We start from the raw sequence: 14,266 nt of genomic DNA on the forward strand, positions 1-14,266 counted from the left end.
GGGCTTACACCGTGTGCAGGTACCAGTTGTACTCGAGATCGGAAATCGACACTTCGAACTCGGCCAGTTCGCTTTCCTTGCAGGCCACGAAGATATCGATGTAATCCGGGCTGATGTATTGGTTGAGGACTTCGCTGTCGTCCAGCGCGCGCAGGGCATCGCGCAGGTTGTTCGGCAGGCTCTGCTCCAGCTGTTCGTAGGAATTGCCTTCGATCGGTGCCTGCGGCTCGACCTGGTTGGTCAGGCCGTGGTGAACACCGGCGAGGATCGCCGCGAGCATCAGGTAGGGGTTGGCGTCGGCACCGGCCACGCGGTGCTCGAGGCGCACGTTATCGCTGCTATCGGTGGGCACGCGCACGGCCACGGTGCGGTTGTCCAGGCCCCAGCTTGGCGCATTGGGCACGTAGAACTGCGCGCCGAAGCGGCGGTAGGAGTTGATGTTCGGGCAGAGGAAGGCCATCGACGCCGGCATGGTCTCCAGCACACCACCGATGGCATGGCGCAGCGCGTCGCTTTGCAGCGGGTCGTCACTGGCGAAGATGTTCTTGCCGGTTTTCTTGTCCAGCAACGAAATGTGCACGTGCAGGCCATTGCCTGCCTGGCCCGGGTAGGGCTTGGCCATGAAGGTGGTGTCCATCTCATGGTCATAGGCAACGTTCTTGATCAGGCGCTTGAGCAGGATCGCGTAGTCGCAGGCCTTCAGCGGGTCAGCCACGTGGTGCAGGTTGACCTCGAACTGTGCCGGGGCGCTTTCCTTGACGATGGCGTCGGCGGGCAGGCCTTGCTCCTTGGCCGCTTCGAGCATGTCCTGCAGGCAGTCGGCATATTCATCGAGGTCGTCGATCAGGTACACCTGGGTCGACTGCGGGCGTTTGCCGGAAATCGGCGAGCGCGGCGGCTGCGGGCGACCGTTGAGGTTATCCTGGTCGATCAGGTAGAACTCCAGCTCGAACGCGGCGCAGATATCCAGGCCCAGGTCATCGAACTTGCTCACCACCTGGCGCAGTACTTCGCGCGGGTCGGCGAAGAACGGCTGGCCATCCAGTTCGTGCATGGTCATCAGCAGCTGGGCGGTGGGCCGCTTCTGCCACGGCTCGTCCGACAGCGTGCCGGGGATCGGGAAGCAGATGCGGTCGGCATCGCCGATGTCCAGGCCAAGGCCGGTGCTCTCGACGGTGGACCCGTTGATGTCCAGGGCGAACAACGATGCCGGCAGGTTGATGCCCTTCTCGTACACCTTGTGCAGGCTGGCCCGCTCGATGCGCTTGCCACGTACCACGCCGTTCATGTCGGAGATCAGCAGGTCGACGTACTGCGTGTCCGGATGGGCCTGGAGGAAGTCATTCATCTCGCTGGAAGAACTGGCGCACGGGGTTACCGACGTCATGGCTGTACATCCTTTGATTTGCTGCGGCGATGTGGGGGATACGGCTGGCGCCTCACGGGCGACGATGGTTGCAGCTGTTGTTCTTTTCACTTTCCCATCGTGGGGATTGGTTACCCGACCGGGCGCATTGATTCCCGGGGGCCGTTTCACTATAAAATGGCCAAAACGCAACAGACATTGGCAATTCGGCAAGCAGAGCGTGCACCAATGCAATATCAGATTACCCATGCCGACCTCTCCCTGGTCCTGGCCCTGGAACGTGGCCGCTCGCTGGCCAAGGCTGCCGAGTTGCTCAAGGTCGATGTTTCGACGGTGTTCCGCTCGATCCGCCGGCTGGAGTCGGCGCTGGGCACCGCCTTGTTCGTCAAGAGCCGCAAAGGCTACCTGCCGACCGACACCGCCCAGGCCCTGGCCGAGCAGGCCGAACGCGCCGAGCAGGCGCTGGAGGCGGCGCGCATCGCCATGACCAGTGGCGAGCAGGTTGTAAGCGGCACGGTACGACTGACCTGTACCGAAGCGGTGATGCACAGCCTGCTGCTGCCGGCGCTGGCCGAATTCATGCCCAACTACCCGGCCTTGTCGCTGGAGATGGGCACTTCCAACACATTCGCCAACCTCAGCCGGCGCGATGCCGACATTGCCCTGCGCCTGACTAACACGCCACCGGAGCACCTGGTGGGCCGCAACCTGGGGTCCACCTCCTACGTGGTCTGCGGCCAGCCGCAGTGGCGCGAACGTCTGGCCGAGTCGCCTGCCAGCGTGCCGTGGATCGCCCCCGACGACTCGATGCAGGACCACCCTACGGTGGTCTGGCGCAACCAGCAGCACCCGGGGTTGAGCCCGCGCTACCAGTGCAGCGGCATGTCGACCATCGCTCAACTGGTCACGGCCGGGCTCGGCGTGGCAGCGCTGCCGGACTACATGGTGCATGCTCTGCCCGGGGTGGATGCGCTGAGCGGGCCGCTGCCGGGTTGCGACACCCAGCTGTGGCTGCTGACCCGGCCGGACTGCCGGGCGTTGCGCTCGGTGCAGACCTTGTTCGAGGAACTGACCCCGCGGTTGCGTGACGCGATGCTCTGAGGTTATCGTCAGGTTCAAGCGATAGGGTGTCTGTTCCGGCCCTTTCGCGGCTGAAGCCGCTCCCACAGGGTGCGGTGATGAACCTGAGGGCAATGCGGTCCCTGTGGGAGCGGCTTTAGCCGCGAAGAAGGCAACACAGGGCTTGAGGGTAACCACCCGACAAAACAGCGCTTCCCTATTGGCTGGTGATTTTTTAAACTATCGAGTCCGCCTGCCCATTATCGGGCTGCACGCCCACCGCAATTGCTACTGAGGAAGACCATGGCCCGCGTAACTGTTGAAGACTGCCTGGAACACGTGGATAACCGCTTTGAGCTGGTCATGCTCTCGACCAAGCGCGCTCGCCAGCTGGCGACCGGCGGCAAAGAGCCACGCGTTGCGTGGGAAAACGACAAGCCGACCGTTGTTGCCCTGCGTGAAATCGCCGAAGGCATCGTCACCAACGAGTTCATCGCCGCTGAAGAGATCGTCACCGAGGATCCGGTGTTCGCCGCGTTCGAGGACGAGAACAACGAGGCTGTCTGATTGATGCCAGGTCGACGTCGCACGGCGCAAGGCCCCCTTCCTCGGCAGGAGGTGAACCCATGCCGGGTATAGAAGCCTTGGCCGAACGGCTGTCGACCTACCTTGGCCCCGAACAGGTCAACCTGGTCCGGCGCGCCTATTTCTACGCCGAACAGGCCCACGATGGGCAGCGCCGCCGCAGTGGCGAGCCCTACGTGACCCACCCGCTGGCCGTGGCCAGCATCCTCGCCGACATGCACATGGACCATCAGAGCCTGATGGCGGCCATGCTGCACGACGTGATCGAAGATACCGGCATCGCCAAGGAAGCCCTCAGCCAGCAGTTTGGCGAGACCGTGGCCGAACTGGTCGATGGGGTCAGCAAGCTGACCCAGATGAACTTCGAGACCAAGGCCGAGGCGCAAGCCGAAAACTTCCAGAAGATGGCCATGGCCATGGCCCGCGATATCCGCGTGATCCTGGTCAAGCTGGCCGACCGCCTGCACAACATGCGCACCCTGGAAGTGCTGTCCGGCGAAAAACGCCGGCGCATCGCCAAGGAAACCCTCGAGATCTACGCCCCCATTGCCAACCGCCTGGGCATGCACACCGTGCGCGTTGAGTTCGAGGACCTCGGCTTCAAGGCCATGCACCCGATGCGTTCGTCGCTGATCCACCGCGCGGTGAAAAGCGCACGCGGCAACCGCAAGGAGATCGTCGCCAAGATCGAACATTCGCTGGCCAACTGCCTGGCCGCCGACGGCATCGAGGGCGAAGTCAGTGGCCGGCAGAAACACCTCTATGGCATCTACAAGAAGATGCGCGGCAAGCGCCGCGCCTTCAACGAGATCATGGACGTGTACGCCTTCCGCATCGTCGTGGACAAGGTCGATACCTGCTACCGCGTACTCGGTGCGGTGCACAACCTCTACAAGCCGCTGCCCGGTCGCTTCAAGGATTACATCGCGATCCCCAAGGCCAACGGCTACCAGTCGTTGCACACCACGCTGTTCGGCATGCACGGCGTGCCCATCGAAATCCAGATCCGCACCCGCGAGATGGAAGAGATGGCCAACAACGGCATTGCCGCGCACTGGCTGTACAAGTCCAACGACGACGAGCAACCCAAGGGCAGCCACGCCCGCGCCCGCCAGTGGGTCAAGGGCATCCTCGAGCTGCAGCAACGTGCCGGCAACTCGCTGGAATTCATCGAGAGCGTGAAGATCGACCTGTTCCCGGACGAGGTCTACGTGTTCACGCCCAAAGGCCGCATCATGGAACTGCCCAAAGGCTCCACGGCCGTCGACTTCGCCTACGCGGTGCACACCGACGTCGGCAACAGCTGCATCGCCTGCCGCATCAACCGCCGCCTGGCGCCGCTGTCCGAACCGCTGCAAAGCGGCTCGACAGTGGAAATCGTCAGCGCCCCGGGCGCGCGGCCGAACCCGGCCTGGCTCAACTTCGTGGTTACCGGCAAGGCGCGCACGCACATCCGCCACGCGCTCAAGCAGCAGCGTCGCTCCGAGTCCATCAGCCTGGGCGAACGCCTGCTGAACAAGGTGCTCACCGGCTTCGACAGCAGCCTGGAAATGATCCCCCAGGAGCGTATCCAGGCCATTCTCGCCGAGTACCGCCTGGAGCTGATCGAAGACCTGCTCGAAGACATCGGCCTGGGCAACCGCATGGCCTACGTGGTCGCGCGCCGCCTGCTGTCGGCCGAAGGCGAGCAGCTGCCGGCACCGGAAGGTCCGCTGGCGATTCGTGGTACCGAAGGGCTGGTGCTGAGCTACGCCAAGTGCTGCACACCGATCCCGGGCGATCCGATCGTCGGCCACCTGTCAGCCGGCAAGGGCATGGTCGTGCACCTGGAAAACTGCCGCAACATCAGTGAAATCCGCCACAACCCGGAAAAGTGCGTACAACTCTCCTGGGCCAAGGACATCACCGGTGAGTTCAATGTCGAGTTGCGTGTCGAACTGGAGCACCAGCGCGGCCTGATTGCCCTGCTGGCCAGCAGTGTCAACGCCGCCGACGGCAACATCGAGAAGATCAGCATGGACGAACGCGACGGCCGTATCAGCGTGGTCCAACTGGTGGTCAGCGTGCACGACCGCGTGCACCTGGCGCGTGTGATCAAGAAGCTGCGTACCCTGACCGGTGTGGTCCGCATCACCCGCATGCGTACGTAGTCCGCCAACCGCAAGGAGTCATCATGAGCAAGACCGTCATCAACAGCGACAAGGCCCCTGCCGCCATCGGCACCTACTCGCAGGCGATCAAGGCCGGCAACACCGTGTACATGTCGGGCCAGATCCCGCTGGACCCGAAGACCATGGAGCTGGTCGAAGGCTTCGAAGCCCAGACCGTACAGGTGTTCGAGAACCTCAAGGCCGTGGCTGAAGCCGCTGGCGGTTCGTTCAAGGACATCGTCAAGCTGAACATCTTCCTCACCGACCTGAGCCACTTCGCCAAGGTCAACGAGGTGATGGGCCGCTACTTCGAGCAGCCTTACCCGGCCCGCGCCGCCATCGGTGTTGCCGCGCTGCCGAAAGGCGCCCAGGTCGAAATGGACGCCATTCTGGTCATCGAATGATGCCCCGGTGACGGGCGCCCTGCCCGTCACCTTCCCTTCTCTGCAAGGTTACCCCGTCATGCGTCAAGCACTGCCCCTCGCGCTGGCAGCCCTGCTTCTGGGCGGCTGCGCCAGCCACAAACCTGAAGACCTGAACGGCACCTGGATCAACCAGAAAGCCATCGATGAGGTGGTCGAAAGCGGCCGCGTTACTCAAACCCTGAACAAACACGGCATTGAGCTCGAATGGAAGCTGGACGTTGCAAGCCAGAAAGCGAGCTTCAGTAACGGCTTCGAAGGCGCGGATGGTCAACTGATCATCAATGAAGACCAATGGCAGATTAGTACCGACGGTGCAGAACCTGCCCGATTGACGCTGCGTGGCGACGAATTGAAAGTGGCAAACCCAACCTTGGGTGAACAGACTTTCGTGCGCGTCAAATCACCACCTGTAGCAAATGCACCGCTAGGCGGCAGCTTCGAGAAGGCGCTTTACCAGGCCTACCTGGGCGGCAACTGGAAGATCGTCGAAGGCCAGGGCAAAGGTGCCAGCGTGCGCTTCGGCGACACCGGCAATGTCACCGGCCTGCCAGGGCCAGACCGTTTCGCCCTGTGCCTGGCGGGTGATTGCGCGACCATGGGTGGCAGCAATGACAGCCTGTGGCTGGAGCGCAACCAGCGTGGCGCGCCGTTCATCCTCAAGCGCGATGGCGACAAGCTGGAGATCTTCCAGGCGGTGAACCGTGCGCAGCCGGATGAAATGCCAGTGTTGGCGGCCGGCAAGCGCCAGTGGGTGCTGGAACTGGACTGAAGCCTGCTGAAATCGTGGTCGAACTCACCGGCCTCTTCGCGGGTAAACCCGCTCCCACAGGCACACCGCCAGGCTTGAATCCAGCGGAGCACCTGTGGGAGCGGGTTTACCCGCGAAGAGGCCGGTAGACTCAGCGCACGCCTTTCAGGATTGCGGCATAGCCTTCCCTGTAACTCGGATACACCGGCGCCCAGCCCAACGCCCGCGCCCGGGCATTACTGCAGCGCTTGCTGCCGGTACGCCGCACCCGCTGCTCATCCGACCACTCGGTTACCCCCATGTACGCCCGCAGCCAGGCCACCACATCGGCCAGCGGCGCCGGGTCGTCGTCGACGCCGATGTAGCAGTCGTCGAGCACCTTGCCGTCGGCATCGGCCTGCAACAGGAACGCCAACAGGCTGGCAGCATCCTCAGCATGGATGCGGTTGCCATACAGCGGTGGCTCCTCGGCCACGCGATAGCCCTGGCGCACCTGACTGAGCAGCCACTCGCGGCCGGGGCCATAGATGCCGGTCAGGCGCACCACGCTGGCCGGGATGCCGCTGGCCAGCGCCAGCCGCTCAGCCTCCAGCATCAACCGCCCGGAATAACCTTCAGGCTCGGTGGCCGCGCCTTCTTCGATCCATTCGCCGTCCTTCTGTGCATACACGCTGCTGCTGGACACGAACAGCAGCCGTCGTGGGCATTGCCCGCGCTCGGCCAGCCAACCCAGCACATGGCGCAAACCGTCGACATAGGCTGCCTGGTAACCCGCTTCGTCGTGCTGGCTGGCCGCCACGCAATACACCAGGTAGTCCGGCGCGCGCTGCGGCCAGGTGTCGGGAATCGATGGCTCGGACAAGTCCGCTGCCACCGGCACGACCCCCGCAGGCAACTGCCCGACCGAGCGACGCAGGCCGCTCACCTGCCAGCCGCGCGCAAGCATCTGCCGGGCAAGACGCCCGCCTACATCACCACATCCCACCACCATCACGGAAAGGTCTGACATCTCTAAACTCCCTAGACCAATTGATCAGCCCGACCACGCTACACGATGGATGGCTAGACCATAGGCGAAAAAAGCAACAAGATTACTTTTGTTAACAAGAATTACTTGCAATAATGGCCGCCAAATTGTTCTCGGCCTACCTCGAGGCCTTGGAGAACGTTAACTTCATTCTTCATCAGGTCCGGCCAGCATGACACGTACTCAACCTTCCGCTTCGCCAACCCCGTCGCGCGCCTGGCGCGCCATCGCCGCGCTGACACTCAGCCTGGTGCTGGCCCCGGTGGCCATGGCCGATGAGCCAACCGCCAATGCTGCCGCGCCTGCTGCCGCTACCGCACCGGCTGCTCCGGCAGTTGCTCCAGCCGCAGCACCGGCTGGCGGTGCAGTTGCCGCCACCCCGGTTGATGCCCCGGTCGCTGCAGACCCGAGCGTCGAGGCTCTGGTTGAAGACACCTCGCTGGGCATGGCCCACGACCTGTCCCCTTGGGGCATGTACAAGAACGCCGACGTGGTGGTGAAGGCGGTGATGATCGGCCTGGCCATCGCCTCCATCATCACCTGGACCATCTGGATTGCCAAAGGCTTCGAGCTGATGGGCGCCAAGCGTCGCCTGCGTGGTGAAATCGCCCTGCTGAAGAAATCCGCCAGCCTCAAGGAAGCCAGCGACGTTTCCAACAAGGAAGGCACCCTGGCCCACACCCTGGTCCACGACGCACTCGAAGAGATGCGCCTATCGGCCAACGCCCGCGAAAAAGAGGGCATCAAGGAGCGCGTCAGCTTCCGCCTGGAGCGCCTGGTACACGCCAGCGGTCGCACCATGAGCAGCGGCACCGGCGTACTCGCCACCATCGGCTCCACTGCGCCATTCGTCGGCCTGTTCGGTACCGTATGGGGCATCATGAACAGCTTCATCGGCATCGCCAAGACCCAGACCACCAACCTGGCCGTGGTTGCCCCAGGTATCGCCGAAGCCCTGTTGGCCACCGCCCTGGGTCTGGTCGCCGCAATTCCGGCCGTGGTCATCTACAACGTCTTCGCCCGCTCCATCGCCGGCTACAAGGCCCAGGTGTCCGACGCCTCCGCCCAGGTGCTGCTGCTGGTCAGCCGTGATCTGGACCACCAGGGCAGCGAGCGTGTTGCCCCGCACATGGTGAAAGTGGGGTAAGCCATGGGCCTGCATCTCAACGAAGGTGGCGACGACCTCGCCGAGAACCACGAAATCAACGTTACGCCGTTCATCGACGTGATGCTGGTGCTGCTGATCATTTTCATGGTCGCAGCCCCCTTGGCCACGGTCGACATCAAGGTCGACCTGCCGGCCTCGACCGCCAAGCCGGCGCCGAGGCCCGAGAAACCGGTGTTCGTCAGCGTCAAGGCCGACCAGAAGCTGTACGTCGGTGACGATCAGGTCCCTGCCCCCGACCAGCTTGGCCCGATGCTCGATGCCAAGACCAAGGGCGACAAGGAAACCACCATCTTCTTCCAGGCTGACAAAGGCGTGGATTACGGTGACCTGATGGAAGTGATGAACAACATGCGCGCGGCCGGCTACCTGAAAGTCGGTCTGGTAGGTCTAGAGACGGCAGCCAAGAAATGACAAGAACGCGCTCGAACATGGCGCGCTACGGTGGCAGCCTGGCGATCGTGCTGGGCGTGCACGTGGTCGCCGTGCTGCTGACGCTCAACTGGTCGGTGCCCCAGGCCATCGAACTGCCACCGGCAGCCATGATGGTCGAGCTGGCGCCGTTGCCGGAGCCTGCGCCACCACCGCCCCCGAAAGCGGCGCCGCAGCCACCGGCACCGGTCGAGGAACCGCCACTGCCGAAGCTGGCCGAGGCACCCAAGCCCAAGATCGCCATTCCCAAGCCGCCCAAGCCAAAGGCCAAGCCACAGCCGCCCAAGCCCGAGAAAAAGCCTGAGCCGCCGAAGGAAGCACCGCCGACCGAACAAACGGTAGACGCACCGCCCAGCAACACGCCACCGCAGAAGTCCGCGGCACCGGCACCGAGCATTGCGTCCAACAGCAAAGCCCTGCCGACCTGGCAGAGCGACCTGCTGCGTCACCTGGCCAAGTACAAGCGTTACCCGGAAGACGCGCGCCGTCGCGGGCTGCAGGGCATAAACCGCTTACGTTTCGTGGTCGACGCCGAAGGCAAGGTGGTGTCGTACTCCATGGCCGGAGGTTCGGGTAGTGCCGCTCTGGACCGGGCGACCCTGGAAATGATCCGTCGGGCCGGCACGGTACCCAAGCCGCCACCCGAGTTGCTGAACAATGGCACGATCGAAGTCGTGGCCCCGTTCGTCTACTCGCTGGACCGCCGCTGAGACTTTTGTTTCTGTCACAAATCGGCAAGTCTGATAACGTGCGTCTATCGATTGCAGTCGCTATGCTGGGCTCGCAACTTCATGGACGCACGTTATGACCCTCACAGAATTACGCTACATCGTCACACTCGCCCAGGAACAGCATTTCGGGCATGCCGCCGAACGCTGCCACGTGAGCCAGCCGACCCTGTCGGTCGGTGTGAAGAAGCTCGAGGATGAGCTTGGCGTGTTGATCTTCGAGCGCAGCAAGAGCGCGGTCCGCCTGACCCCAGTCGGCGAAAGCATCGTCGCCCAGGCGCAGAAGGTACTGGAGCAGGCCCAAGGCATTCGCGAGCTGGCCCAGGCCGGCAAGAACCAGCTGACCGCCCCGCTCAAGGTCGGTGCCATCTATACCGTCGGCCCGTACCTGTTCCCGCACCTGATTCCGCAGCTGCACCGCGTGGCACCGCAGATGCCGCTCTACATCGAAGAGAACTTCACCCACGTACTGCGCGAAAAGCTGCGCAACGGCGAACTGGACGCGGTGATCATCGCCCTGCCGTTCAACGAAGCCGACGTGCTGACCCTGCCGCTGTACGATGAGCCGTTCTGCGCCCTGATGCCGGCTGACCACCCGTGGACAGCGAAAAAGACCATCGACACCGCCATGCTCAACGACAAGAGCCTGTTGCTGCTCGGTGAAGGCCACTGCTTCCGCGACCAGGTACTGGAGGCCTGTCCAACGCTGAACAAGGGCGGTGAAGGCTCCAAGCACACCACGGTGGAGTCCAGCTCGCTGGAAACCATCCGTCACATGGTGGCCTCGGGCCTTGGCGTGTCGATCCTGCCGCTGTCGGCGGTGCACAGCCACCACTACGCCCCCGGTGTCATCGAGGTTCGCCCACTGACCGCACCGGCACCATTCCGCACCGTAGCCATCGCCTGGCGCGCCAGCTTCCCGCGGCCGAAGGCCATCGAGATCCTCGCCGACTCGATCCGCCTGTGCTCGGTCGCCAAAGCCCCTGCGGAACAACCGGCCTGAGTCATGAGTGAGCTGTCGAAGGTCCCGGTGACGGTACTCAAGGGGGTTGGCGAGGCCATGGCGGAGAAGCTCGCCAAGGTCGGCCTGGAGAACCTGCAGGACGTGCTGTTCCACCTCCCCCTGCGCTACCAGGACCGCACCCGCGTGGTGCCGATCGGTCAACTGCGCCCTGGCCAGGACGCGGTGATTGAGGGCGTGGTCAGCGGCGCCGACGTGACCATGGGCAAGCGCCGCAGCCTGGTGGTGCGCCTGGGTGACGGCAGCGGTGTGCTGAGCCTGCGCTTCTACCACTTCAGCAACGCGCAGAAGGAAGGCCTCAAGCGTGGCACCCACCTGCGCTGCTACGGCGAAGCACGCCCCGGCGCTTCGGGCCTGGAAATCTACCACCCGGAATACCGGGCGCTGAACGGCGACGAACCGCCGCCACCGGTCGAGCAGACCCTGACGCCGATCTATCCGTCCACCGAAGGCCTTACCCAGCAACGCCTGCGGCTGCTTTGTCAGCAGAGCCTGGGCCTGCTGGGCCCGCGCAGCCTGCCGGACTGGCTGCCCGACGAACTGGCCCGGGACTACCAGCTGGCGCCGCTGGACGATGCCATCCGCTACCTGCACAACCCGCCGGCCGACGCCGACCTCGACGAGCTTGCCGAAGGTCAGCACTGGGCCCAGCACCGCCTGGCCTTCGAAGAGCTGCTGACCCACCAGTTGTCGCAGCAACGCCTGCGTGAAAGCCTGCGTAGCCTGCGCGCGCCAGTGCTGCCCAAGGCCCAGCGCCTGCAGGCGCAGTACCTGGCCAACCTGGGCTTCCAGCCGACCGGCGCGCAGCAGCGGGTGGCCAACGAAATTGCCTACGACCTCAGCCAGCATGAGCCAATGATGCGCCTGGTGCAGGGCGATGTGGGTGCCGGCAAGACCGTGGTCGCCGCCCTGGCCGCGCTACAGGCCCTGGAGGCCGGCTACCAGGTGGCCCTGATGGCGCCCACCGAGATCCTCGCCGAACAGCACTTCATTACCTTCAAGCGCTGGCTCGAACCGCTGGGCATCGAAGTCGCGTGGCTGGCCGGCAAGCTAAAGGGCAAAGCCCGGGCAGCCGCCCTGGAGCAGATCGCCAATGGCGCGCCAATGGTGGTCGGCACCCATGCGCTGTTCCAGGAAGAGGTGAAGTTCAAGCACCTGGCCCTGGCGATCATCGATGAACAACACCGTTTTGGCGTGCAGCAACGCCTGGCCCTGCGCAAGAAGGGCGTGGCCGGGGAATTGTGCCCGCACCAGCTGATCATGACCGCCACACCCATTCCGCGCACCTTGGCCATGAGCGCCTACGCCGACCTGGACACCTCGGTGCTCGACGAGCTGCCTCCCGGACGCACCCCGGTGAACACCGTGCTGGTGGCCGATAGCCGCCGCTTCGAAGTGGTCGAGCGGGTGCGCGCCGCTTGCGCCGAAGGGCGCCAGGCCTACTGGGTGTGCACACTGATCGAAGAATCCGAAGAGCTTACCTGCCAGGCCGCCGAAAGCACCTACGAGGAGCTGGGCAGCGCCCTGGGCGAGCTGCGGGTAGGGCTGATCCACGGGCGCATGAAGCCGGTGGAAAAGGCTGAGATCATGGCTGAGTTCAAGGCCGGCAACCTACAGTTGCTGGTCGCCACCACGGTCATCGAGGTGGGCGTGGATGTGCCCAACGCCAGCCTGATGATCATCGAGAACCCAGAGCGCCTGGGCCTGGCACAGCTGCACCAGTTGCGTGGCCGGGTTGGCCGGGGCAGCGCCGTCAGCCATTGCGTGCTGCTGTACCACCCACCACTGTCGCAGATCGGCCGCGAGCGGCTAGGGATCATGCGGGAAACCAACGACGGCTTCATCATCGCCGAAAAGGACCTGGAGCTGCGTGGCCCGGGCGAGATGCTCGGCACCCGCCAGACAGGCCTTTTGCAGTTCAAGGTCGCCGACCTGATGCGTGACGCCGACCTGCTGCCGGCCGTGCGCGACGCCGCCCAGGCCCTGATCGCACGCTGGCCGGAGCACGTCAGCCCGCTGCTCGATCGCTGGCTGCGTCATGGCCAGCAATATGGCCAAGTGTGACGCTGGTCCCATAATGGATCCAGATTTGCCCAGAGGCTGGTTATACTTCGCGTTTAAAGGAATCAGTGGATACGGACCATGACTGAAGTTGCCCTGGACACCGCAACCCCACACGCTCCCTCGGTCATCCGGCTGCTGCTCGACAAACTCGGCGTGGCCTACCGCGAGGTGGTCGAACATCCGCACCTGCCGGCAGCGTCGCGGGTACAGGCCGTGCTGCTCGACGACGAGGTCGGCGCCCTGATGGTGCTATTCCCGCAGAGCCAGCTGCTGGACCTCAACCGCCTGGCCGAACTGACCGGTCGCAAGCTCACTGCGGTGTCGGTGCCGCGCCTGAAGCAGATGCTGGACAAGCACCAGCTCAAGGCCCTGCCAGGCATTCCGGCGCTGACCAGCTCGCCGTGCCAGTACGAAAAGAGCCTGCTCGACGCCGAAACCGTGTTTATCCAGTCTGGCGAAGCCGGCCTGCTGCTGGAAATCGAACGCGCGCACTTCAAGCGCATGCTGGTCAAGGCCAGCGCCAGCAGCTTCGGCCAGGAAGTCGAGGCAATCAGCCCCAACCTCGACCGCCCCGATGATGACACCCGGGAAATCACCAACGCCGTCCAGGCCTTCACTGCCCGGCGCATCCAGAAGCGCCTGGAAGAAACCATCGAAATCCCGCCGCTGGCCGACACCGCGCAAAAGATCATCAAGCTACGGGTAGACCCCAACGCCAGCATCGACGATATCACCGGCGTGGTCGAAACCGACCCGGCGCTGGCGGCACAGGTGGTGAGTTGGGCGGCATCGCCCTACTACGCCTCACCTGGCAAGATCCGCTCGGTGGAAGACGCCATCGTGCGTGTGCTGGGCTTCGACCTGGTGATCAACCTGGCCCTGGGCCTGGCGCTGGGCAAGACCCTAAGCCTGCCGAAAGACCACCCGCAGCAAGCCACGCCGTACTGGCAGCAGTCGATCTACACCGCCGCGATCATCGAAGGCCTGACCCGCGCCATGCCACGGGCCGAGCGCCCTGAGGCCGGCCTGACCTACCTGGCCGGGCTGCTGCACAACTTTGGCTACCTGCTGTTGGCGCACGTTTTCCCGCCGCACTTCTCGCTGATCTGCCGCCACCTGGAGGTCAACCCGCACCTGTGCCACACCTATGTGGAACAACACCTGCTGGGCATCAGCCGCGAGCAGATCGGTGCCTGGTTGATGAAGCTGTGGGACATGCCGGAAGAACTGTCTGCCGCACTGCGCTTCCAGCACGACCCGGCCTATGACGGCGAGTTTTCTGCGTTCCCCAACCTGGTGTGCCTGGCTACACGATTGCTACGCTCGCGGGGGATTGGCTCGGGGCCACAGCAGGAGATTCCAGACGAATTGCTGGAACGGCTGGGGATTACCCGGGAAAAGGCCGAGGATGTGGTGAACAAGGTGCTCGAGGCAGAGAGCCTGCTGCGTGAGCTGGCTTCGCAGTTCCACGCACCTCACTGACATGATTGGCCCCT

At 64.0% G+C, this 14,266-nt stretch carries 13 protein-coding genes; 11 read left to right on the plus strand and 2 right to left on the minus strand.

Features of this window, described 5'->3' with window-relative positions:
* Window positions 1-4 precede the first annotated feature (4 nt).
* Window positions 5-1,387, minus strand: a complete 1,383-nt coding sequence (locus tag NY023_RS26910; protein WP_015272334.1) for a glutamine synthetase family protein — start codon at window positions 1,385-1,387, stop codon at window positions 5-7.
* A gap of 207 nt (window positions 1,388-1,594) precedes the next feature.
* Here NY023_RS26910 and NY023_RS26915 point away from each other — a divergent pair, with 207 nt between their 5' ends.
* The 5 genes from NY023_RS26915 to NY023_RS26935 all read left to right on the plus strand — a co-directional run bounded on the left by NY023_RS26915 (window position 1,595) and on the right by NY023_RS26935 (window position 6,354).
* Window positions 1,595-2,467, plus strand: a complete 873-nt coding sequence (locus NY023_RS26915; RefSeq protein ID WP_013974798.1) for a LysR family transcriptional regulator — start codon at window positions 1,595-1,597, stop codon at window positions 2,465-2,467.
* A 261-nt stretch (window positions 2,468-2,728) separates the two neighbouring features.
* Window positions 2,729-2,992, plus strand: coding sequence for a DNA-directed RNA polymerase subunit omega (rpoZ, locus tag NY023_RS26920; protein WP_003253383.1), 264 nt, complete (start codon window positions 2,729-2,731; stop codon window positions 2,990-2,992).
* Window positions 2,993-3,051: 59 nt separating this feature from the next.
* Window positions 3,052-5,160 (plus strand): bifunctional GTP diphosphokinase/guanosine-3',5'-bis pyrophosphate 3'-pyrophosphohydrolase, encoded by a 2,109-nt coding sequence (gene spoT / locus NY023_RS26925; protein ID WP_013974799.1) that lies wholly within the window; start codon window positions 3,052-3,054, stop codon window positions 5,158-5,160.
* Window positions 5,161-5,183: 23 nt separating this feature from the next.
* Window positions 5,184-5,564 carry a RidA family protein gene (locus NY023_RS26930; RefSeq protein ID WP_009684531.1) on the plus strand — a complete coding sequence of 127 codons (381 nt, stop codon included), beginning with the start codon at window positions 5,184-5,186 and terminating at the stop codon, window positions 5,562-5,564.
* A gap of 58 nt (window positions 5,565-5,622) precedes the next feature.
* Window positions 5,623-6,354, plus strand: a complete 732-nt coding sequence (locus NY023_RS26935) for a hypothetical protein (RefSeq protein WP_013974800.1) — start codon at window positions 5,623-5,625, stop codon at window positions 6,352-6,354.
* Between the two features lie 130 nt (window positions 6,355-6,484).
* On the opposite strand, the gene NY023_RS26940 is transcribed toward NY023_RS26935, so the two are convergent.
* The gene (locus NY023_RS26940) at window positions 6,485-7,342 is read right to left on the minus strand and encodes an SDR family oxidoreductase (RefSeq protein ID WP_023663581.1); all 858 of its coding nucleotides are present in this window, start codon (window positions 7,340-7,342) and stop codon (window positions 6,485-6,487) included.
* Window positions 7,343-7,532: 190 nt separating this feature from the next.
* Between NY023_RS26940 and exbB the strand changes: the two genes are divergently transcribed.
* The 6 genes from exbB to NY023_RS26970 all read left to right on the plus strand — a co-directional run bounded on the left by exbB (window position 7,533) and on the right by NY023_RS26970 (window position 14,252).
* Complete coding sequence (exbB, locus tag NY023_RS26945; protein ID WP_013974802.1) at window positions 7,533-8,507, plus strand: tonB-system energizer ExbB; 975 nt, start codon at window positions 7,533-7,535, stop codon at window positions 8,505-8,507.
* A gap of 3 nt (window positions 8,508-8,510) precedes the next feature.
* A complete protein-coding gene (exbD, locus tag NY023_RS26950; protein ID WP_013974803.1) occupies window positions 8,511-8,939 on the plus strand; it encodes a TonB system transport protein ExbD in 429 nt (142 codons plus the stop codon).
* The gene (locus tag NY023_RS26955) at window positions 8,936-9,667 is read left to right on the plus strand and encodes an energy transducer TonB (protein ID WP_015272339.1); all 732 of its coding nucleotides are present in this window, start codon (window positions 8,936-8,938) and stop codon (window positions 9,665-9,667) included. Before exbD ends, NY023_RS26955 begins: the two co-directional genes overlap by 4 nt.
* 94 nt (window positions 9,668-9,761) lie before the next feature.
* Entirely contained in the window at window positions 9,762-10,688 is a 927-nt protein-coding gene (locus NY023_RS26960; protein WP_013974805.1) for a hydrogen peroxide-inducible genes activator, read from the plus strand.
* A gap of 3 nt (window positions 10,689-10,691) precedes the next feature.
* Complete coding sequence (recG, locus tag NY023_RS26965) at window positions 10,692-12,770, plus strand: ATP-dependent DNA helicase RecG (protein WP_013974806.1); 2,079 nt, start codon at window positions 10,692-10,694, stop codon at window positions 12,768-12,770.
* A gap of 78 nt (window positions 12,771-12,848) precedes the next feature.
* Window positions 12,849-14,252 (plus strand): aminoacyl-tRNA deacylase and HDOD domain-containing protein, encoded by a 1,404-nt coding sequence (locus NY023_RS26970; RefSeq protein WP_013974807.1) that lies wholly within the window; start codon window positions 12,849-12,851, stop codon window positions 14,250-14,252.
* Window positions 14,253-14,266: the final 14 nt, after the last annotated feature.

Source organism: Pseudomonas sp. NBB (assembly GCF_032701105.1).
GTDB lineage: Bacteria > Pseudomonadota > Gammaproteobacteria > Pseudomonadales > Pseudomonadaceae > Aquipseudomonas > Aquipseudomonas asiatica.